This is a genomic window from Bradyrhizobium sp. CCGB20 (assembly GCF_024199855.1).
Lineage (GTDB): Bacteria > Pseudomonadota > Alphaproteobacteria > Rhizobiales > Xanthobacteraceae > Bradyrhizobium.
In genome coordinates, this window is sequence record NZ_JANADN010000001.1 from 4,827,106 (window position 1) to 4,850,510 (window position 23,405).

The 23,405-nt window shown below is 61.6% G+C and carries 10 protein-coding genes; 6 read left to right on the forward strand and 4 right to left on the reverse strand.

Features of this window, described 5'->3' with window-relative positions; genetic code table 11:
• Position 1: 1 nt before the first annotated feature.
• Complete coding sequence (locus NLM15_RS22325; protein ID WP_254119447.1) at positions 2 to 1,222, reverse strand: amino acid ABC transporter substrate-binding protein; 1,221 nt, start codon at positions 1,220 to 1,222, stop codon at positions 2 to 4.
• 199 nt (positions 1,223 to 1,421) lie between these two features.
• On the opposite strand from NLM15_RS22325, the gene NLM15_RS22330 reads away from it, so the two are divergent.
• Positions 1,422 to 2,354: a helix-turn-helix domain-containing protein gene (locus NLM15_RS22330; RefSeq protein ID WP_254119449.1), complete on the forward strand. Its 933-nt coding sequence runs from the start codon at positions 1,422 to 1,424 to the stop codon at positions 2,352 to 2,354.
• A gap of 130 nt (positions 2,355 to 2,484) precedes the next feature.
• Here NLM15_RS22330 and NLM15_RS22335 read toward each other — a convergent pair whose 3' ends face one another.
• On the reverse strand, positions 2,485 to 3,462 hold the full coding sequence (locus tag NLM15_RS22335) for a LysR family transcriptional regulator (RefSeq protein WP_254119451.1): 978 nt from the start codon (positions 3,460 to 3,462) through the stop codon (positions 2,485 to 2,487).
• A gap of 228 nt (positions 3,463 to 3,690) precedes the next feature.
• Here NLM15_RS22335 and NLM15_RS22340 point away from each other — a divergent pair, with 228 nt between their 5' ends.
• The 3 genes from NLM15_RS22340 to NLM15_RS22350 are packed head-to-tail and all read left to right on the forward strand — an operon-like array spanning position 3,691 to position 6,175.
• Positions 3,691 to 4,899, forward strand: a complete 1,209-nt coding sequence (locus NLM15_RS22340; RefSeq protein WP_254119452.1) for an ABC transporter substrate-binding protein — start codon at positions 3,691 to 3,693, stop codon at positions 4,897 to 4,899.
• Entirely contained in the window at positions 4,875 to 5,657 is a 783-nt protein-coding gene (locus tag NLM15_RS22345) for a nitroreductase (protein ID WP_254119454.1), read from the forward strand. The genes NLM15_RS22340 and NLM15_RS22345 overlap by 25 nt, the downstream gene beginning before the upstream one ends.
• Entirely contained in the window at positions 5,636 to 6,175 is a 540-nt protein-coding gene (locus NLM15_RS22350) for a DUF4863 family protein (protein ID WP_254119456.1), read from the forward strand. The genes NLM15_RS22345 and NLM15_RS22350 overlap by 22 nt, the downstream gene beginning before the upstream one ends.
• 382 nt (positions 6,176 to 6,557) lie before the next feature.
• Here the strand turns inward: NLM15_RS22350 and NLM15_RS22355 are convergent, their stop codons facing one another.
• On the reverse strand, positions 6,558 to 7,208 hold the full coding sequence (locus NLM15_RS22355; protein WP_254119458.1) for a hypothetical protein: 651 nt from the start codon (positions 7,206 to 7,208) through the stop codon (positions 6,558 to 6,560).
• 232 nt (positions 7,209 to 7,440) lie between these two features.
• Entirely contained in the window at positions 7,441 to 7,767 is a 327-nt protein-coding gene (locus NLM15_RS22360) for a hypothetical protein (protein WP_254119460.1), read from the reverse strand.
• Positions 7,768 to 8,358: 591 nt separating this feature from the next.
• Between NLM15_RS22360 and NLM15_RS22365 the strand changes: the two genes are divergently transcribed.
• Both NLM15_RS22365 and NLM15_RS22370 read left to right on the forward strand, forming a co-directional pair.
• Positions 8,359 to 17,394, forward strand: coding sequence for a hypothetical protein (locus NLM15_RS22365; protein WP_254119462.1), 9,036 nt, complete (start codon positions 8,359 to 8,361; stop codon positions 17,392 to 17,394).
• The gene (locus NLM15_RS22370; RefSeq protein WP_254119464.1) at positions 17,391 to 23,312 is read left to right on the forward strand and encodes a hypothetical protein; all 5,922 of its coding nucleotides are present in this window, start codon (positions 17,391 to 17,393) and stop codon (positions 23,310 to 23,312) included. Before NLM15_RS22365 ends, NLM15_RS22370 begins: the two co-directional genes overlap by 4 nt.
• Positions 23,313 to 23,405: the final 93 nt, after the last annotated feature.

Sequence of the window (23,405 nt, forward strand, 5' to 3'; positions counted from 1 at the left end):
CCTACTGCCACTGCGCCTTGGGTACGACCGGCGCGCGCGCCCCCGGAAGCGAGGCGGGCGCAAGTGCGTAGAACTCGCCGTTCTGCCACTGGCCGACGCTCCACACCTCCTGAAGCAGCCCATCCTTCAGCTTGACCTTGCCGATGATGGTGTCGAACGTGCCCGAGCGGATTTCGGCTGCGACCGCGGCGCGGTCCACCTTGCCGACCTTCTCGATCGCCTGCTGGAGTACCTGGAGGCTCGCATAGGTGATCGAGCTCGCCCAGCGATCCGGCTCCTTGCCGGTCGCGGCCTTGTGGCGCGCCAGATAATCCTTCAGCTCTGGCGAGTCCGCGTTCCAGCCGCCGATCCCCATCACGCCGTCGCTGTTCGCGGCAAACTTGCCCTTGTAGAGCGGGAAGGCGGTGCCGACGCCGACGTAAAAGACCTTCGGGTTGAACTTGAGGAGCTGCGCCTGCTCGGTCAGCGCGATCGTATCCGGCGGATAGCTGAAGGCGACGAACGTGTCCGGGTTGGACGCGATCGCGTCCTTCAGCAGGGGCTGAAGATCCTGCGCCCCCATCGGATAGGTCTTGTCATAGGTGAGCGTGAAACCGTGCTTCTTGAACGCCTCGCGGCCGGCGGCGGATAGCTCGATGCCGAACTGGTCGGCAACGCTGACCATCGCGACGTTCGCGCCGATCTTGCCTTCGCTCTTCAGCTTGCCGAGCAGATCGGCCAGCCCCTCGGAGATCTGCGCCGACGTGCCGAGCCAGAACGTCGCGTTCGACCAGCGCTTGGCGAGCTCCGGCGCCTTGTCGGTCACCGAAGTTACCGCGAGGTGAGGGTAGCCGAGGCGGTTCAGGGTCGGACCGACCGCAAGGTTGAGGCCCGTGCTCCAGGGCGACAGAATGAAATCGACCTTGTCCTGGTTGGCGAGGCGCTCGATCGCCTTGACCGCTTCTTCCGAGCTGCTGCGATCGTCGTATTCGACAATTTCGATCGGGAGCTTCTTGTCCCCTAGCTTGATGCCGCCGGCGGAATTCACGTCCTTCACCCACAGCTCGTAGTTGGGCAGGGTGGTGATGCCGGCGCCGCCGGCATAGGGACCGGTCTTGGAAATGGCATAGCCGATCCGGATCTTCTCCTGCGCATCGGCCGTGGACCCAAAGATCCCCAGCGCCGTGGCGAAAGCCACCAGGCCGGTGACGCGCAGCAACGTTCGACGGTTCGCCGAAAACATGTCGATCCTCCCTCGTGTTTCACTCAAGCGATGGTTCGCAACGATGTGAGTGGGTCGTTTCCTCTTGGTCCCGATTGCTTTTCGGCGCGGGTTCTTTGAGCCGGCCGCGACAGGACTTGACCTAGCAAGCACCCCAAGGTTTGTTCGCACAATGGACAGATCCGGCGAAAGATTGGACATTTCCGGCCGCAACGGGCAAGTGCGTCGAGGCGTCGCGGACGCCAATCCGGCGCCGGCCGTCGCTGCGAGCGCAGCTGCGCCTGTCGGCGCCGAGCTGATCGGATCGCACTATGTTGCGCGGCGCTGGATGCTGACGTCGAAAGCCGCCCGGACGTTCATTCATCTGCTCTGCCTTCACCAGGGAGCCGCCGCCGAGGTCGGTCAGGGCGGAAGGATGATGGCGTTGGCCGGGCCCGCAATCATCTGGCTCCCGGCGGGATCGGCCGAATATCTGGAGGTGTCGGCCGGAGCGTCCGCGGAGCTGCTGCAACTGCGCACGGGCGTGTGGCATCGCTATCTGCCGCCGTCGGCCGAGCCGGCCTATCTCGCGCTCGAAGGCGCCGGCGGCATCATGGCGCTGCCGGTCGAACCTGATCTCGTGATCACGATGGCGCGCTCCATCGCGGCGATCGCCGCCGAGATCGCATCGCCCGCGCGCAGCGGCGCGGCATCGATCATGTCGGCCGAACTGACGCTGTGCGTGCTGCGCTTCTGGCGCCTGTTCGCCGGCGACAGCGACCGGTACGAGGAGGGCAGCAGCGCCGAGATTCTGAGCCGCTTCCGCAGACTGCTCGAGGAACGCTATCAGCAGCATCTACGCGTCGGCGATTACGCCAAACTCCTCGGCATGACGCCGGATCGCCTGCACGCACTCTGTAGTCGCGAGCTGAAGCGCTCACCGAGCGAGCTGATCCAGCAGCGTGTCGTCAAGGAAGCCGCGACACGGCTCGAGGCCGGCACCGTCGCCGTCAAGCAGATCGCATTCGCGCTCGGCTTCAAGGACACCGCGTATTTCAGCCGCTTCTTCCGCAAGCACACCGGCGAGGCACCTGGCGTGTGGCGCCGCCGCGTTGCGGCCCGCGCGAGAGCCGGACAATCGAGGCCGGCGCTGAATTTTGCCGACTGGCCGTGAGCGCGGACCGGCGTTGTCGGGGCTCTTGACCTACCGCTGGTGAGGAGGCTCTGAGATCCTGCGAATGGCAGCCGCGCGTCGCGGCCAACACGCTGCAAGTCTGGATCAGCCGCTAGACCGGCTCGATCACCTAGCGTCCGCGCCTGAGGTCCTCGGTCGCACGCCTGAGGATGTCGTGAAGCCAGTCGTGCGACGGTTCGCCCTCGATGCGTTCGTGCCACAACAAGCGGACCTCGACCGGGGTCGTGGCATAAGGCAGTTCGTACGTCGTGACGGCATGCGCGCGTTCGAACGCCCGTGCCAATGGACGTGGAACGATGGCCGCCAATTCGGAGTCCGCGAGCAGGGCGGGCAGGGCAAGGAAATGCGGCAGCGACACAGCTATGCGTGGCGGCCGGTCGCTTTCGGAGAGCGCCCGTTCGAGCGCCGCGCGGTCGTACATCTCCGATCGTCGGGCGAGGCCGCGCTCGGAGATGAAACCACCGATCGCACCCTCCTGCTCGCCACCGAAGGAGACGACGACCAGCGGCATGCGCGCCAGGGCCGCGTTGTCGATCCGGCCGAGCTTGCGCTTGCCGCCCACGATCAGCACGTCGTCATATTCGAACAGCAGCGAGGTGCGGAAGCGGCTCGGCGGATCCGAGAAGACGCCGATCGCAACGTCGATCCGACCGAGGTCGATCTGTTCGGCGAGGTCGATCCGCGTCACCGGCTTGATGATCAGGTCGATCGCCGGCGCCTCGAGCCCGAGGATCTTCAGGAGCGGTGAGGCCAGCACCATCGTGGTGAAGTCGTTGGCGGCGAGGGTGAACTGCCGGGTGGAGGCCGCCGGAACGAAGCCCGGCAGCTCAACCGCAGCTTCGAGCGAACGCAGCGCTTCGCGAACCTGCGGCGCCATCGTCAATGCGCGCGCCGTCGGCTGCATGCCGGTCGCCGTGCGCACGAACAGATCGTCTTCCAGCATCTCGCGAAGCCGGGCGAGCGAATGGCTCACGGCAGATTGACTGAGGGCAACCCTCTGGCTGGCCCGCAGCACGCTGCGCTCCTCCATCACGGCCTCGAAGACCTTGAGCAGGTTCAGGTCCAGGGTCTTGAAGGAAACAGCCACGCGCAGACACCGTCTCGAGGCGGATCGCGCGCCCGTTGCGTACCTGCGATCGCGTCCAGTTAAGGGCAACCGCGCAGCGGACGCAACCGAGCAGGGCCGCCGGATCGCGAGGCCCGGCCCGTTCGCCTCCCAATCTGAAGGTGGTTCAGGATCACTCTGCAAGAGTTTCACTTCCGCAATCGCGCGATCCCGTCATGATCCCGGCGCCGGATTTGGAGGAGACGGACAATGAAATCCTGCGGGATGTCGATCGGAGTTTTTGGAGTCGCACTGGCGCTGCTCACGGCGCCGGTCCTTGCGCAGGATGGTCCGGTGAAGCTCGGCGTCCTCACCGACATGTCCTCGCTTTACGCCGACAATGGCGGGCAGGGCTCGGTGGTCGCGGCGCAGATGGCCGCCGACGACTTTGGCGGCCAGGTGCTCGGGCGCCCCATCCAGATCGTCGCGGGAGACCATCAGAACAAGGCCGATGTGGGAGCGACCATCGCGCGGCGCTGGCTCGAAAATGAAAATGTCGAGGTCATTCTAGACGTGCCCAATTCTGCGGTCGCCCTGGCGGTGCAGGGCATCACGCGCGACAAGAAGAAGCTGTTCCTCGCCACCGGCGCCGCTACCTCGCGCCTCACCGGCGACGAATGCTCGCCGACCGGAATTCACTGGACCTACGACACCTACGCACTGTCGCAGGGAACGACGCGGGCGATGTCGCGTCTTGGCGCGAAGTCCTGGTACTTTGTCTCGGTCGACTATTCCCTCGGCGCCCAACTCGAGGCCGACAGCCGCAAGGTCATCGACGCCATGGGCGGCAAGGTGACCGGGGCGGTGAAGCACCCGCTCAACACGCCGGATTTCTCGTCCTTCCTGCTCCAGGCACAGTCCTCGAAGGCGGACGTGATCGCGCTCGCCGACACCGGCGGCGACTTCATCAACGTCGTCAAGCAGGCCGGCGAATTCGGCATCACGCAGCGCCAGAAGCTGGTCGGGCTGCTCGTCTTCATTGCCGACATTCACAGCCTCGGGCTCCAGAGCGCTCAGGGCCTGATGCTGAGCTCGGCGTTCTATTGGGACCTCAACGAGGACACGCGGACGTGGTCGAAGCGCTTCATCGCCAAGACCCAGAAGGTGCCGACGATGATCCACGCCGGTACCTATGGCGCGGTGATGCACTACCTCAAAGCGGTTCAGGCGGCAGGCACGCTGGATGGGCCGACCGTCGCCGCCAGGATGCGCGACATGCCCGTGAACGATTTCATGACGAAGGATGGCCGGATTCGCGACGACGGCCGGCTGGTCCGCGACATGTATCTGTTCCGCGTCAAGTCGCCCGAGCAGTCCAGGTACAAGTTCGACTATTACGAGCTGCTGGCGACGATCCCGGGCGAAGAGGCTTTCCGGCCGATGGAGCAGGGTGGATGTCCGCTCCTGAAGAAGCCATGACCGGCGCAGGCGTACCCGCACGGAGCAGCATCGACGAGATCATCGCAGGCCGTTTTGCGTGCCGCGACTTCTCGGACGCGCCGGTCGGGCGAGGGACCGTCGAGCAGATTCTCCGCGTGGCGCGGTTTGCGCCAAGCGGCGCCAACATCCAGCCCTGGCGCGTCTACGTGCTGGCGGGCGCTGCCAAGAACAAGGTGTCAGCGGCGCTGCGCGAGGCGCACGAGACCGCCCGCGACGAGCATCTGTCGGAATACAGTTATTATGCTAGCGACCTGCCTGCCCCATATCTGCAACGACGGCAGGAGTTCGGCCGATTGTTCTACGGCTCGCTCGGCATCGCCCAGACCGATATCGAAGCGAGGAGCGGCCAAACCGCCAAGAACTATGCGTTCTTCGGCGCCCCGGTCGGACTGATCGTCACGATCGACCGGTGCCTCCAGGTCGGCAGCTGGCTCGACCTCGGCATGTTCGTCCAGAACGTACTGCTGGCCGCGGCAGGCCATGGGCTCCAGTCCTGTCCGCAGGAGACATTCTCGAAATACCACCGGATCCTGCGTCCGCTGCTGTCGATCCCGGCGGAACAAATGGTGGTGTGCGGCATCTCGATCGGCCGCGCCAGAGACGTCGCCAAGGACGGCACCAAGCGAAGGCTGATGCCGCGCGCAGACGTCGCGGAGTTCGCATCTTTCGCAGGCTTCGAAGAACAAAGTGTAACCCAAATGGAAAGGACAAGGCCATGGGAAGCCGAGACGAGCTGATTCAGTGCAGCATTCCGTTTCTCCGCGAGGTCAAGGACATGACGCCCGGCGCGGAGATGGAGCGCTGGCTCAATGACAAATACGGCGAGGGCAGCCCGCTCTACCAGGACCTGGCGCGCCTGATTAAGCGCGGGGTCGAAGAAGGCTGGGCAGCGAACCAGGAGGTCGACGGTCCGAACTACCGCCGCAGCCGCATCCAGGAGCCGGTCCCCGAGACGTTCCAGTTCAGCATCACGGCCGTCTACATGAACAGCACCGATCCGCGCCGCTTCAAGGACGAGGACGACCACGACGTGCTGCGCGGCCAGTATCACGGGCACCCATACGGCGAGCTGAACCTGGTCGTGCCCCTGGACAAGGGCGCCGAACTGAAGGGGCTCCAGGGCTGGCAGGGACCCGGCTGGACCGCACCCGACCCCGGCAGCCGGCACTATCCTGAGGTCCGTGGCGGCGCCGTCATCGCGCTGTTCTATCTGCCGGCCGGACGCATCTCGTACGACTTCGCGGCGCCGTCCTGACAGCCGGCCGGACGATCCCGGGTTGATGCCGTTCGCGCGCGTTCCGCATTTCGACCACACACCAGCCGAGGTCCGCGCGGCGGCGATCCGCCGCGACGGCCTCGGGCTGCCAGCCAGCTCACCAAGAGCATCGAGGAGGGATTTCGGCGGCCAAACGCCTGGCGGCTGATACTTCTCTCGCCAATCGAGTCCGGCGAGGCGAAATATCAAGCGAAATCAGTGGTCTGCTTATCCAAGATCTTGAGTCTCAAGAGCACGAATTCCGAGTCCCCAGCTTATCAGCTTGCTCAAATTCTGAGTCCCCGGCACGACCGTCCAAGCCATTGAAATCACAAAAAGCAGTCACTACGTGCCGGCTCTTTTACGGGAGCGGAATGCGAACCTACCCCGCGAGTTTGACCCCAGCTTCCTTGCCATGGGCGCGGATGACCTTCATTGCCTCATCAAGAGCGAGTTCCATCCTTTTCTCGCGCCTACGGCCGATGCGTCGCACGAGCCATGCCGCAATGAGCGCGGGGCTCATCAGAACGATTAAGAGAGCGGCTCCCGCGGCGACGACGTACAACTTGTACTTAGCCCAAAGGGCATCAATCTGACCTTCGAGCGCCGCCTTTGCAGCCGCAACGATGTCCTCAATCGCCTTCTTGGCCGCATCTCCGACAATCTTCAAAGCATCTTCGGCGGCCTTGAGCGGAAATTCAGCGGCCTGCTTCGCCGCGTCTGCGGCTTGGTTTTGGGCGTCTTGAATCGTCTTGTTGGCATTGTTGAACGCCTTCGCAAGCTCGCCGTTTCCTTCCATCGTCTGCCTAGGCACTGGCTTGGTAGGGTCGGAAGTGATCTCCGTTTTCATGCCCGGGGTTTTGATTTCAGCGCTCGGCGCGCGGTCAATTCGAGGAGGCGTGACCGTCACTTGCGGCAGCGAGTCTTCCGCCTTCTTTTTCGTATCCGAAAGAAAGTCCGCGTGCGCTAAGGGAATGCCGATAAAGAGAGTGGCGGCGATAAGAAAGCAAATTCCTTTTTTCGTATTGAACATTGGTTTGCGGGTATCAACCCGCCCCCTGGTTGAGGTGCAGAAGATGCGCCCTGAAAACTGTCGGGACGTAGACGGGAAATTACCCGCCCTTCATGTATTTCGATTCCCCGAACTGACTGGGGAATTAGGTCGGATTAAACTCTTGGAAGAGGCAGGACGTAAAACTCCCTGAGCCAAGTCGGGAGGTTTGACGCGTGCACATCTCCCGCGATTGCGTGGCGGTCGAGCCTAGCTATTTTGGAAACTTTCTCAGGATCTTGTCCAGTTCGCTTGCCAGCTCCACCGTGCTGCACATCTTTATCTCACCAAGAGGAGCGGCTCTTTTCAGGTCATCGAAGAACTTGTTGTAGTCAGCAATGATGTTGTCCAAATATGGTGTGGTCCCCCCGCCGCCGAGTGCCTTCGACAGCCGTTCCCGCGTGAGAATCACGACGTTGGTGTCCGAACTGAGCCACTCATACAGATCGTCGTCAAAGTGATTGTCTTTGTTGCAAGCGGCTTCGGCAGCGCTGCTGTAGAGAAGTAAACAGGCTGCTAAGAGCAGGTATCGAGTCCTCATTTTGCGCTCCAAGTGGCAGGAATGTTGAGAAGCGATCATCTACGCTCCGGCAGTGCATTGCCTGAAACGCCGTCGCGCCGTGCATCCGTTCGACGCCCGGCGATCACGACTGCACCCGGCCACCATGTTGCCAAGCTCTTCCGGGCACGGCAACACGCAAAAACCTGACAAAAGTCCGAAGCTCGCTTAGGTTGAGGCATGTAGATTAGGCTTCAAGTTCTTTTTTTTCTACTTGAAGGCGATCTGAAATTCGGGCTTAATCGTGGCAGTCATCCTTATTTAGTTCTTGGGCACTGTTGGGGGGCAGGTGCCGCGAGTGGCGAACCTTCGTCGCGATTACGCGCGGGGCATGCAATTTTATCTCATTTACTGACGGCTCGGTAGAAATCGAGCACAAAGCGCGTGCGCGATCTTGCTGCTTGCTGCCAGCAACCTCAAAGCTCGCCAGACGCGCAATTGTTTGCGTTCGAATGACAATTCGTGGTCGGTCTCGTGTGTGTTTTCGCCGTCAGCTTGGTCAGTCCGTTTTTGAACGTTCCTGCTCCTGCTGTTGCTGATACCTCGACCCACTCACCATTAGGTTGAATTGCTGTGACTGATAACCAGGCTCCCCATCCTTGCGCGCCGGTCAGCGATTCCGACCGCGAAATGATACAGGTCGATCGTCGCGAATTGCTCGCTGGATTGGCCGCGGGAATTGCCGTGGGAGCGTCGGCATCCGGCGTCGAGGCCGCCGAGACGTCGAAGCGACCTGACATACGCATTATCCGCAATCCAAATCTCCACAACGAGTTCGGCGTCGGGATCGAGTACGCTCCGGCCGGCGACGACAAGATCATGATCGCACTATATCCGCGACTGTTTGGCGATACGCGCAAATTCGGCAAGCGAAGCATCCCGGTCGGCTACCGTGCCACTGGCCCGAGCAGCTTTGTCACCGATGTCAGCAACCTCGATAGGTTCGAGTTTTCCGCAGTGATGTTTTCGGATCGCGCGAATTACTCGCTCGCCTTCCTTGTCAAGAGTTCGGACGCGTCGGTGCAAATCACCGCGGTGCTCGACAGCAGACGGCCGGGCGGCCAGCACAAGTCTAACTCGGTAGACCTCGCAGACTTTTTGCAGGGCAAGAAGGGACTTCAATTTGCATTGGATCTTCCCGCGGCTGAATACTTCCGATGGGGCATTTTCGGCGAGCGGCTGGAAGTCGAGGGTCAAGGGGCGCTGCTGACGCTGTTCTTTCCGCGGCTGGCGAAAGGTAAGGGATATACCGACTGGGCGGAGCCTGAGCTTGAGCTGGTGCTTGAGCCAATCGGGAGCAGCAAGATCTGGGCTATCGAAGGCACCGTTGTCGTCAAGAAGCTCACGATAAGAAAGATTGAGGGAGGTGAAGGCGACGGAGCGTTGATTCAGGAACAACAGGAACTAAAAGAACTGCTGGACGGCAAGAATTCGTCGACCGACCGCTATCATTCGAACGCCTGGGTTGGAGAAGCGGACGGAAATCCGGGGCAGGTCGCGCCGGAATTGATGTGGGAGCAACGCAAGAGCAAGAAGAAGCCCGGGCCGAATCCCGCGCAAAAGCCGAAGCCGCTCAGGCGATATCAGATCGGGCACGTAGCATTTCCGCGAACCAAGCCGGCGCTCGAAATCGTTCAGTCCGCTCAACCGACCCGCCTGACGCTCCGCCAATGGGGGCGAGCACGTAACACCCTGGCGATGCTGCGGGCGCAATTCAACGTCACGATCCTCAGTCCGGGAAAAACTGAAACGGACGCGCCGCCGCCTACGATGTTTCCGCTCGCGGAAGCGATCCTGACAAGACAAGACCTCAGCGAAAAGGTCGTAAGCAAGCCGGGTGACATAAAGGATGAAACCATTGAGGAGACCCTAACGGGCCGCCTTGCAGACAAGCCGTTCGCCATCGATACGAATTACGGAACCTTCATCGTTGAGGGCGATCCGCCGCCGGCCATTGCAGCTGACAAAAAGAAGCCGGCGCCGGCTGCACCTCCGGCAGTCGCCAAGACCAAGACCGACGGCGCAGAGACGAAGAACCCGTTGGGTCTACCGATCGAGCGCCGGAACGAATTCGCGTTTCGTCCTGCCAAGGGCCTTACCCAATTGCATATCCGGGCCGTCCGGGAGGAGATCAATTTCTTTGATGTGCGGGCCGTGTTGCGGCAGATCGCGCTTGAGCTGCCCAATACGGGCGGCCAGACCGCCGGCATTAAAGAGGATGGTAAGGTCTGGAGTCGTCTGGATTTCAACGGGACAGAAATCGCATTCCGGCTTCCGCTTCCCGAAATCAAGGACCAGGTATGGCCGAGCGCACGCGGCGTCGTGACGATCGGAGAGGCGCCGAGGGGCCTTGCCTCGCTGGCAACCCGAAACGGTACGGGCGAGGGAATTGTGCCGCCGGTCTCGATCGCCCTTGACGGCGCACGTCTTCAGGCCCGGCGCGACAGCGACAACCTTTCGTTGACGTTCCAGTTTGCCCGCATGGCACTTGAGTTGGGGAAAGACGGCGGCCGCATCGTGCCGAACCTGCGGCTCAGCGGCGCCGGCGCGGGACAATCCCGCAACTCGCTGGAGGCGGGAGCGCGCGCGTTCGACGATCGGTCGTTGCTGATCGTGAATTTTCCGCCCCAGCACGTTGCCGAGAAAGTCTATTACCGGCAGGTCAACGATGGTGTGTCGCTGCCGGACGTTCCCGGCGGCATCACCGGCGATATCGAGTTCGCGCGGGCGGTCCGGCAGTGGCGAGCGATGCCACTAGGTGACGAGAGCGCGAAACTTAAGGTTCGAAAGGAAATTTGCGAGAATCAGGCGAATGCAGTCAAATCGATACTTCGAGATAAGAGTCACGCTCTCTACGATCAGATTTCACACAGCGGGATCCAGGAGCTTCTTGATTTTCTTGACCCCGACGGTGGCGCCGACAAATGGCAGGAGATCGTCGGCGACCAGAAAGCGGCGCTTCTCGAACGCTGGAAGAATCTGCCGAAGGACCAGCGGGCCTTCTATATCGGTATCTCGGCCGATGCGATGGATCCCGATGTCCGCAAGGTGTGGCTCGATATCTGGCGGGCGTATCGCAGCCAGCAGGTTGCTACTCTCCCTCCGGCCGCCCCTGACGCCGCGCTCGAAGATGCACTCCTGAGTCTTCCGGACCCGGACGTGCCGCAGGCCGTCCAGGATGACATCGTGTCGCGCCTGTCGGGCGCGGCCGTGCCCGGCACGGACGCAGCGAAGAAAATCGATCCCGTGAAATTGCAGCAGTTGCTCGCGCTCGAGAAGATCAAGCGCAGCGACGATTTTGCCAATCTCGCGAACGTCTATCTGAAGATGGTCGACGATAAGGCGAAGGTTCCCGGCGTCGTCTCGGGTGCCGTGAAGTTTTACTCGGGGCGGGAAGCCATCCGGCAGATATGGAAAAGCTCCGATCCTGCCGGTCGGAGCAAGATCGAGGCATTCGTCCAGCTACTGGCCCAGGCGGCGGCAGTTTATCAATTCGATGCCTTCAAGGCGATTACGCCAGCAAGGCTTTCCGGGCCGTCGCGGCTTGTGTTCCGGTTCGAGGCGGCAGGGGGCACCTTTGACGACAAGGATTTGGGCAAGCGCTCGAACCTGAGCGAAGATCAGGACGGTACCCGGTCGATCCACTTCTCGTTCGAAGGACTGACCGATTGGGGCCGCTTCGACCTTGCGGTGACGCGCCGCGCCGAAACCCTGGAGATGAAGCTAGGCGGCCGGGTCCCGCATTCCGATTTGCGAGGGTTTGATCTCGACCCTGCGCGAATGCTGGCGCATCAGGGAATTCGTCCCGGCCGTTCCGTGGAAGCGCGGATGGCCGACATCAAGGCGAGCCTGCGCGCGCCCGGCCCTGACGAGACGGCCATCGAACTGCCGTTTCGCCTCGTGCTATCGCCCGATCAGTTCGGCCGGTTCAGAACCCGCCGGCCGATCGCAACCGGCGTGCTGCGCTCGCGGTCGGGTGCCGACACCCCGGCGAGCCTGAAAATCGAGCCCGTGCTCTGGTCGGCCAACCTGCTGATTGGAGCAGCTACGCCGACCGTGCGCGCGGTCTGGTCGGATGACTTCTGGCCGGACGCCCTCAACACCGGGGGAATCTCTCCGCCGCGCGGGCCGATCGCGCCATGGCAAGTGCCACCGCGCGAGGGGCAGGAGCCGGCGCAATTCCGTACCGCACTGGATGCCTATGATCGTCACGAGATCGTGGCGCTAAGCTCGGTGTACGGCCTTCCCGTGATGGGCCGGAGGAACGAACTCGACAATCTGGTGGACGGGAGCCAGTTCGAGCCGCCCAAAGAGTACAGGCTCGACAACCTGAAACTCTACCAGCGACAGACTTCCGACAAACTTGACGATCTCAGCGGAATCTACAACCCGTCGGCGCTCAACATTTCGGAATTGCGTCTCACCGCGCTCGGCGGTTCCCTGAAACATGACAGCAGTTTCACGCCGCCGGCCGGCGCCGTTTTGTATAACGGCAAAAACCTCTTCGAGGCTTTCTCAGTCGAGCGTTGGCGCCAGATTACGGTGCTCGGCCGCGATATCGAGGTCGAGGTCGTTTACAAGGGGTTTCTGTTTCCGCTCGGAATCCGCGCTTCGCTGGTAAAGCTCACGGAGCGGCGTTTCCTGCGCAACGATGCGAACGGCGCCATCACCGCCTTCCTGATTCAGCGTCAGTTCATCCGGATCGGAAAGCCGGTCAAGAACTTCCCGGCCACCGGGCAGCCCGACAAGGCGCGCCGGTTTCCGCTGTCAGAGTTGACGATGCTCACGCGCGAAACGCCTGATATCGTCGATCCAAACCTGCCTCTTGAGCCGTCACCGTTGCCGTTGAATAAGCTGTTTCTCGGCCTGCATCCGAACGGCAAGGTCGATTTCAGCGCATCCGGAAAGTTCGATAACGCCAACCGCTTCCAGGGGCTTTGCTTCTGGCCGCGCACCCGGCCGGGCAACGGCGGTAATATCTATTTTGAGTTCAGGATCGAAGGCGACGCGACGCCGCTGCGCATGCCGATGATCTTTGTCGACAATCGGGCTGCCAACAACCCGGATGTCGTTTCCGCACTCGCGGCTTACTACAACTGGGAGGGCGGCGACCTCGGCGCCGCAGTCAAATCGCTCAGGACCGTCGGGTTGGGCGGCGCCCGGCGCCGGTATGCCGACGAAAACAAGGATGGCGAGTGCGAATTCGAAACCTTCCGTTGGGAAATCAAGGCCGAGGGCCGGCTGGGTCTGCAGGAGAACGCCGAGAAGACGCGTAACAGCTATTATGCATTCGATCCCCTGCTGCAGGGCAGCGACCAGCCGCCTTTCTACCCTTACGTTGCGGTGGCCAATATCCGTATCGGCCAGGCCGAACGATTCATCGGGCATCCGCTCCCACCGAACAACGTGGAATTCGTCGATGACTACCGGCTTGGCGGGTTCCCGAGCGCAGCCGATGCGAAACAGAAGGATGATCCGAACAAACAGGCTGCCTACTACGCGAACTACCTTGAACGTTATCTCGAATTGGTTGAGGGGGAAAAACTCAACCTTGACATGGGTGAAGGGGGCGATCGTTCCGGCGGCATAGGCCGGCCGGCGATGAACGTCAAATTCCTGTCGCGGCGCTTCGGCTTGATGTCCAAGGATGCACCGACGCCGATCACCCAGGCTGCGACGCCGCCGGCAACTCCGGCAACTCCAACAGTGCCGGCATCGGTTTCCGACGGAGCCAATACCGACGATCTGCCGACCGAGCCGCCTGCGCCGCCATTCAACCTCAAGAGCTTCTTCAACGGCGACGCCAAGCTGCTCGGCATCATCACGTTCAGCGAATTGCTGGAGGCCGCATTGGCCTTGGGCGGCGGCAGCGCCGTCCCGGCGTTAAAGGAGCAGATTGAATCGGCGACCGAGGACACCGCCGAATTTCTGCGCCAGTCGGTGCTGCCGGAGATCGAGCGCGCCCTGAAGGCGCTGGAAGACATGTGGCGAGCGGCACAGAGGGCTCTTACCAGCCAGGCGGGAGCCACGCGCGGCGTCGCCACGCTCGAGATCAACAAGATCTATCCGGACATTGCTCCGGCACTCGACGATCTCATCGTCAAGGTGCAGCGCGCCAAGAAGGCGTCGAGCCTGGAACTGGTCGGCGCGATGACGGCCGTACAGGCCAGCGGTCGCAAGTTCGTCACCGCGATCAACAGGACGCTCGCCGATCCCGTCGCCCCGCTGCGCGAGGAGTTGCGCAGCAAGTTTCGCTTCATCAGCGCCCAGATTCAGGCCTTCAGCGAAGGGTTGGGCGCGGTTGCCCACGAGGCCATCACGCAACTCAAGGCCGACCTGATCAAGGATGCGAGGAAGGAGATTGTCGATGGCCTGAGGACGAACATCGATACAATCAAGCCATTCACCCGGCTGGTACTAGCGTTGCCGGTTCCGGCTCCATTTCCGGTTGTCGATGTCGAGCAGGCGAAAAAGCAGGTTGGCGAGCAGCTTGACAGCGCGCTGGCGGAAGGAACCATCGCTTTTTTCGATAGCGTTCTCGCCAAGGGTAACCTGTCCGACGACACGCTCGCTGATGCGCTTCGGGATGGGCTGAAAGCGGCTAACGCAAAGCTGGATCCTCTTGCCGCAACGCTGCACCAGCAGGCCAAGGACGCCATTTCCGCGTATCAGACCGAAGCCAAGGCGCTACTCACGAAGCTTGAGAATGCAACGGACGCTGCCAAGGCCGAGGTCAGGCGACAATTGCTGCGCCAGGTTCCGGGCGTTCTCTATCCAATACTGTTTGGAAACGGCGGAGTCGTCGAGCAGCTTTCCAAAGAGGCCGATCAGCTCGAAGCGGACATCCGGATGGGTGGACGGGACGTGCTGGACATCGCCTCCCGACATATCGCCAACGCCTTGAAGAATACCGCAAAGGTATTGATCGACCAGCAAACCAAGAATCTGTGCGCCAATCTGGCCGGAAAACTGGCAGTGCTGGCGAACAGCGTGCTGCCTCTGGGCGACAGCACCGATCGCGACCGTAATCTGGATACCGTCCTGAAGGCGCTTGCCGATCTGGCAAAGGCGGCGGGCGTCACGCCTGATCCCGAGGGAGAAGTCGTCACGCGATACCGGTCGCTCCGCAAGACACTCACCGACAATCTGATCGCCGACGCTTGCGTAGCCGACAACGCCCAGAGCGCCATCGCGACCTCCATTGCCAAGATCATGCAGGAGCTGACCGCGCTACAGCAAGCCATCGGAAAGCAGGCCCTCGCAACAGTCTGGGCCTGCGAGAAGAACCTGAACAGTGCGCTGGGGAATGCCGTCCAATCCGTTGTTACCCTGGATAGCAGCCGCAGGGCCGCGGCTGTCCGCGCAGGCCGGAACTTAGCCGGTGCCGCCATCAATTTGGGAGAAGTCGTTACCGGCGGTGCGCCGGATATCGACGATCTGGTCAAGAAACTTGCGGGCCAACTCGGCGAGTTCGTCGGCGCGGTTGAAGGAACCGCACTGACGGCGCTTGATGAATTGTCTAAGGCGATTCCGCCCGACCCCGGCACGGGCTCGGCAATCGACAGCGTGATCACCGACCAGCTGATACAATTGCGGGCAAGCATTGCAGAGACCTCTACGGTCCTGACCACCGCGGCCGGCATGATCAGGAGCGTGGTAACGTTGTCGCTGGATCCGGCCGATCTGAGCGATCCGCAGCGCCGCTTACACATGTTGCTCGTCGTTCTGGAGGGTGCGGGAGCAACAGAGCGAGCGCTGATCTCGAAACGGTTCGATGCGTCGCGCGTGGTATTGAGGGCACAATTCGACAAGCAGAAACAAATCGTCGAGGTGGGCATTCTTCATGCCATCGCCGGAGTCGAAGATCGCCTGATGTCGCTGCTCGGCGAAGCGCTCGCGGCGAGGGATGCCGCCAAGGCAGCGGCCGTCGCGACGGTGGCTCGCGTCGCCAGGCCGGTCGTCAAGACGCTCCGCGACAAGATTTATGTCCAGGTCGATCAGCTACGTTTGGAAGGCCAGAAAGCGCTGGCCCCCGACGGCGACGCGAGTGCCATATCGAAGATTCTGCAAGCTATCCTCAAAGTGCTGAAGGCGCCCAACGGTCAGCCGCTGCAGGATCTCTTCACCATCCCCCCGATCAAGGCAGGGAAGGATCAACTCGATCGCGACCTCGCACTTCTCGGGCGTTTGACGGCAGATAATCCCGATCCCAACACTTATGTCGTCGACCTGGCGACGCTGACCGAGGACTGGAGGAGCGGTAATGCGTCGCCGCTGCTGATCCTCCGCAATATCGGCTATATCCTGACTGCGGTCCTCAAGGGCGATCTCGCGCAATTTGTCGACCTGCATGAAATCCGTCGCCAGGTCGACCAGGCCATTCGCACCATGGTGCCGGCACGGATCAGCCGCAGCTACGACCTGAAGCTGAAAATGTCGAACCTCGGCGATCTCGTGCGGTTCGATGGCAAGCCCGGTTTGCCCCGGCCGCATCCCAAGGGGCTTCCGGGAACGCTGGTGTTGCATGCGACGGGCATCGTCGATGTGCTGCAGCCGAAGAATTCGACCGTCGAGGCCGAGGGTTATATGCCCGGCCTGACATTGCAGCTGTTACCCGCGTTCGACGTCGCCACATTCTCGTTCCCGCCGACCACCTTCACGGCCGGACTCGGAAAACCGTTCCACATCTCGCTGAAGATCGATGACGTTACGCTCGGCGAGAAAGTTCAGTTCCTCAAGAAGATTCAGTCGATTCTTCCGGCGCCGAAGAACGGGAACGGCTTCTATATCCGGATGCTGAGCGGCCGCGGTTCGCTCGGAATCGTGGCCGGATATGCGCTGCCGATTTCGCCAATCACGATTGGCAACATGTTCATCGACAACCTTTCCCTGAACGCAGCCGCCGAACTCCCCTTTGACAGCGGCGATGCGCGGTTTGTTATCAGTATCAGCCGGCCCGAAGCGCCGTTCATGATTGCGGTAGCCCCGTATGCAGGCGCCGGACATTTCGGCCTGATCGCAAACCCGAAGGGGATTGTCGGCTTTGAGGCGTCGTTTCAATTCGGTGGTGGAGGCGGTTTCTCGTTCGGACCGCTGACCGGCAAGGGACGCATCGCCGTCGGCATCTATATCCGCAAGATCTCCGGCCTGACCGAGCTCTACGGCCTGTTCTTCGCAGGCGGCTCCGCCCGCATCGCCTGTTTTGCGGTTGGCGCGTCGCTCAATGTGAGGATGAGCCAGAGCGGCGGCAATGCGGAAGGCGAGGCGATCTTCACCTTCTCGTTCTCGATCGGCATCAAGGATATCGAATATTCCATTCTTGTCTTCAAGCAGGAGAAGGGTAGTGGCGGTGGTGGCGGTGGTGGCGGCGGCGGCGGGGCGTCGCTTATCGACGGGGACAAGGTTATCGACCTTGCGACGCACGAGTACAGGGACGTCTTCGCCAAGGCGCCCGACCCGACGCTCGCTGTGCTCGCGAACGGAACATGGTGCAAGGGCGAGGATTTCAAGGCCTACCGCGGCTATTTCAGCCGCCGCGAGGTTCTTCAGCCCGGCCGCGCGAAACCGGCCAGACCTGAGGCGAGTAACCGTATTTGGGTGATGCGATGACAGACGTTTCAATCAGTACGCATGTGATCGCGGCCGGCATCGCTGCCGACGGCAAGGTCCGGTTGACGCTTTCCATAATGCCGGTCAAGGCGGGCGCGGGCGTCAAGATCGACATCGCAAAATGGCCTGAGGAAATCCGCAAATTCTTGATGAAGAAGGACGGCCGCCGCGGCTTCGCCGTTGTTGCCGTACCCATCAAGTCCGCGGCCGACTTGAGCGCGCCCACGGATGCGCGACCGGGCGTTGGACTGAACTATCAATTCGCCGAAGACGCCAACACGGGCGTACAAACCCTGTGGAGGGAAGTCGCGACCGCCGCGCTGAGAGGATGTTCTATGCCGCAGCCCGGCATCGGAGAGTTCTGGGAAGGGGTTGCAAACGTATTCCGGGAGAACAATCCGGGGGATTCATACGTCGAAACGGTCGGTACAAAGCCCGTTCCCGTCGTGTTGTCCACCGGGCGGGGCGATGCCGCGGTGCTGCATTTGCTCGATCAGACAAAACGTCTGACCGACCGGATAAAGCCGCCGCTGCCGGCCGCCGCCAACGCAGACGGTGCCGTCGGCACCGTGTCCGATTCTTGGGACAAATTGAAAGAAGACGAGATCGTCGATGCCTATCGCTCGGACAAGACGAACAAGGACAAGCTCGACGAGATCCTGAAGTCCGCCCAGGAGAGCGAGCGGGATGTTATCGACAAGCAAGCGGTCGCCTATTTTGAGCAGAACAAGCAGTACTTCCTCAATCCGGCCGGCGCAGTGCCGCCCTCCACGCTGACGAGTGCGCCGATCGACAGTCTTTTTGGCGACAATGAGAGCGTGCTGAAGCAGACGCAGGCGCTGCACCTTGCTGCGCTTCTGCCTGACAGTGACATTGGGGCCCGTCCGAAAGGGCTGCTGAAGCCCAACAAGGCCAGGGATCTCGAAAAGGACCGAGAGGCCGCCGTAGACGAACCGGTCGAGTATGTAGCCCGCAATTTCGTCGCGGCCATTCGCAGCTCTCCCATGCTCGCGCGGCTGTTCGGGTTTGTCGTGGATGTCGAGATCAAGCAGGATGATCTCAAGCTTGTCTACCTTGAGCCCGGCGGCAAGGAGGCCTTTGTGCTGCTCGGCGCCGGCGAACCGGCTGCGAACGGGAGTGTCGAGACCAACGGCATCGGATTCTTTTCCATTGCCAAGGCGGTCAAACCGGCAGCCGCCATCGACAAGTCCGGCTTCTGGCCCGTGACGCGCGAAGAGGCTGAGCTTCGCTTGGCCAATCTGGCCGGATCGATGAAGGACATCCGTTCGACCGGAAAGGTCAGCCAGGTCAACGGCGTTGTCGATCTCGGACAGGTGATGGGCGCTGGCCCGAGCTACAATCCCCGGTTCGACATCATTTCGATTGATCCCGTCTTTGCGATGGAAGCTTCGGTTCGAAACGCCGGCAAGATCGGATCCAACAAGGATTCGCTGACGCGCCTGAATCTGGATGAATCCACCTTGCAATCGCCGTTTCAGGATGAGCCGGAACGCGGCGTCGTCAGCAGGGGTCTGGCAATCGTCGATCGTTGGCGCGCCCTCAGTGTATCCAACGAAATCATCGCGGCTGCGGCGAACAAGGCGGATCCGCAGACAGTCCGGATCGTCGACGGCGACGACCTCACGATCGGCTATCGCGTCGACGTGGCGGTCAGGATCGGCGAGAACGGGACGGCCGAGTGGCGAAGCCTGATGGAGCGCGAGATCGACTATCGTCGCGTCGAGCGCAATGCGGGCAAGGACGACCTCAAGGACTGGTTCAAGGCGCTGAGCCTCGATCGCGCCGCCAAACGAAAACAGTTTGCGGAGCTCGAATACGAGGCTGACCGACGGCGGGATTACGACGCAGGCCTGACGATGCCAACCTCCCGGCGCAGGCTTCGCGCTGACGGCGAAATGATTCACGCCGAGGAAATGATCTCCGCCTGGGAGGGCGATCCGCTCGGGCTGAATTGCGGCAACGAGACAATTCCGGTTCGTCCCGGCAGCGATGTCGCGATCCACCGTACCTTCTACCTGCCAAACGAGCCGGACGAGGAGGAGCACAAGGCATGGCCGCTGCGTTACGGCTGGGCGTACCGCTTCGGCATCCGTCCCGTCTGGCTCGGCGGCGTTTCGCTGCCGCTGAAGGAAGCGATCCGCCAATATGACAACAGCCAGGCTGGATACGAGAATCTCTCGCTGCCACTGGCCTCAACCAGGCTGATTGAGGTCAAGGGCTGGCGGCGCTTTCTGCGCTATGAGCCGATTTTAGCGCCGGTGGCCCTTCTGCCATATGCGATCGCGTGGGGTGAGAAGGAACCGAATTTCCTGCCGCAATCCGGCATCCGAGGCATCCTGCGAACGCTATATGTCGAGGATGAACGGTGGACGGACAGCGAGAAGGAAGATCATCGCAAGCGGTACCAGGATTATCAGGATAGGGAGGTTGACAGCACCTGGCGGGTCATTCTGCCGCCGCGCATTTCGCTCGACGAGGCAGTCCGTCACGGCGTGTTCGACGCTTTGAACGAAGTCGGAACGACGCCTCCCGGTGACTTGCTTCAGGTCGACTACGATGCCGTGACAGGTAAACGCTCCCAGGGAATTGTTGGCTCGGGCGAAGAATTAGGTCAGAAGACGGCGTTCCCGTTTGTGGAGCGGACCATTTCAGGCATATTGGGACTGAACGAAAAGGGCGTCGCTCCGGAACCCGCGAAGGAAGATTTTTTCCGCGTGCACGCCAAGGCGAAGACGGTCAACGAGCGCGGCAAAGCCCCCGAGCAATATTATGCGGATCCTATGGCTGATCGTCTTGTGGTCGCGCTTCGCCCGAACAACCGGCGCGTTGGGGAAAACTACTTCAAGGGTGTCCCGCGCGTATTCGATATCAGGGCCAAGGACGGGAGCGTGCTGCCGGTTGCGCTGAAGATCAAGCGCGATCGGAACGCCCCGCGGTCGGGAGACCCGACGCAAGAAGATTTTTGGGAAGGGAAAATCACCGCCCAGAACATCAACGGAAACGCGATGGAAGGCACTATCGCGGGCGGCAGCGTGCAGGCGCGCATGGCGACGCTGCAGTTGCGAGCCGGCGAATCCGTCGAGATCGATTGCTGGTTCGTTCCGTCGCCGGAGAAGCTGCGTGCCTATTTCGGCTGGCCGGAAGCGCTTGCGGTCAAGGCGGCCGCAGACATCGGCGCTCCGATCGATAACGATCGGGCGGCCTACCGAAAGCTCATGATCAATAAGCTCAAGGATGTGCTGAATGGCGACCTCAAGGAGGCCGAGGTCGGAAAATTACTGGAAGACTACAAGAGCGATCCGGCCTGGGTCGGTCTTGCAGGCAAGATGGCGGATCCTGCCGCCGTTGCGGCCGCCAACAAGATTCTATACGCGTATTTGCTGAAGCAGCCTCTCCCCGAGATTTCCTCCGTCAGGACCATCGACGCGGTCCATGCCGTTGCCCTGCCGCCGCGACTGCCACTGTTACAATCCGATTTCGCTCTCCTGCGATCGCCAAGCAAGGATGAAGACCGGCAAAAGGTTCTGGAGGGATACACGCCCGGCGACGCAGCGACGGCCAAATATTTCGGCAACGAAGGCGACGACGGGATTGTTTTCGTCGGCAGCGTCCAAATGGATCGCGACACCTGCCGTCAACTTGAAGTGCTCGCGCACTGCACGCCGCCGTCACGTGCTGTGCTCGACGACGTGCGGCTTGGCCGCACGGAGCTACAGCGTCTACTCGGCGAATGGCCGAAGCGGGTCGTTCCGCTAGATGCTGACGGCGAACCGGCAGCAGACCGTGCGGTCGAGGCCGAGCTCGGCAATACCGAGTTTAAGCGCTTCAAACTAACGCCGAGCGCGCAGCATCTGTTTGGCTTCGACGTCGATGAAGAGGGGAACGTTTATCTTCCGAAGCAGACGGTTACCCTGCTGCATCTGGAAAACCTCGCCGAGCAAGGCACCGATTCCAAGTTCGCCGGGCTGGAGTCGATCGACTTGGTGAAGGAGCAATTGAGTACGTTGCAGCGGCAAGTCGCGGAGCAGAAGAAAGCGCTGGAAGGGAAACGTGCGGAAAAGGGCAGGGCCAGTCTCGCCAAGGGCGCCATCCGCGCGGCGCCGCTCGATCATTATGCCGACCGGCGTGCCCGAAAGATCGTTGTCACGTTGCAGGCAACGAGTCGGTTTGATGCCTATTTCACAAGGCTGACGCCTTCGAAGAATTCGCCGCTGCCGGAGACGATATTCCCGCCGATACCGGAGGAAATCGGCCTGATCCAGTGCCGAAGCCACAAGGATGATCTTGGGCGGCTCGACGATGCGTCGACCTATGCGGAGGAGCGCGCCGCCCCGCCGGAACAGATGAAGGTGCTGTGGATTCCGGCCACGATCGCACCGGCGAAGCCGCAGGTGCATGCTGTCTTGCCGTCCTACAACATCGTCCGCCCCACCAGCGACAAGGGCGAACCCGCGCCCGACGGAAGCGATGCGAAATATTGGCGGTTTTGCCGCCGACCGCGAATTCGGATTTTGCTCGACCGGCCCTGGTATTCGTCCGGCGAAGGCGAGAGGCTAGGCGTTGTGCTCTGGCCTCCGCACTTGGTGGAGATCGGAACCAAGAAGAGCGATGCCAAGCGGCTTGAGAGCGGCAAAGTGCTTCGTTCGGTTCTGCATGCGTTTGACAAAGACAACGCACAGGTGATGGAGCTAAACGATTTCCGCGATGAGGATCTCGGGTTGGGCGGGAAATTCACGACACGCTGGGGAGCCGATCCGATCCGGGAAAATACCGGGCCCATCGGGCCGTTTCTGCCGCGTGAGGCCATCCTCAAGGTGCCGTCCCCGATTCAGTCCGCGCTGGAAGACGCCAGGAAGGACAGGTTGGAAGACGAGGGTGTTCGTTACGTGCCCAGCATCGCGGTGCCGTTGCGCGATCTAAGGGAGGAGGAGGACAGGAAAGAAAAGGAGAAACAGGAAAGAAAGACGTCGGAGGAGATATCGACCGCGTACGAGACGTTGACCGCTGCGCTGGCCACCTTTGTTCCGCGCTTCGACGTCGAAAGCGAAAAATGGTTTGTCGACCTCGCGCTGAATTCCGATCTGGCGGTCGAACCGTTCATTCGCCTGGGCCTTGTCAGGTATCAGGAACGAGCCGGCGAAGGGCTTTGCAGCTCGGCGCCAGTGGCGGTTTGGGCGCAAATTCCGCCGGAGCGGACGGTCGAGGTCTGGTTGTCGACGAATGCGGCCGGCGACACGGTCATGCAGGTGCAGGTCAGCGGCAAGGTCAGCGGTCGGGCCAGGACCGATCGGGGCCGGGACAAGAAGGATGAAACCGAGGAGTTGCTCTATCCGCGGATGCGGATCAGCGTGATCGAGGTGACGACCCGGGTTTCTGGCGTCAGGATCGAGCGGATCGCAACGGCCCGCAAGATTGACGTCACCAAGAATGCACCGGTCGCCCCCAACGCGCCGGAGGCGACGTTCCCGGCCGTTGCATGGGCGGAATGGTCTCCGCCCGATCCAAGCGGTTCGCTCAGCAGTCCGCTGCCCTGGTACGCAGCCTTTACACTGCCGGTCAGCAGGGACGAGTCGGGCAAGGTTGAGGTGCGGAAATTTGCCGTCGTGGTCGAGGAAATCGAGGAGTTTCCCTCCACCGCAAACGATCCAAGCCCTCAAAAGGGCCCGGCGTCATCGGTCGCGGCCGATGCCGGGGCGGCGGCTAATGTGGCTGCTCCGTCGGCCGCTTCGACGGCGCTGGATCTGGTCGAGGCTGAGCGTGATGAACTCGAAGCTGGAAAGGTTCGCAGCGGCCCGCGTTTTCTCGCAAGAATCGATGTCGATTATGACGAAGTCGAAAACCAGCCGCGCAGAAAAGGAGCGCGACGGGATGCAGGCACCCATAAAATGCCAGGATAGCAAGGCGTTGCCACTCCCCAAGCGAGCATATGGGCGTGGGAGAATTTCGCGTCCGAATATCCCGGGTTCGAGATTAGTTGGAAGTGATACCTT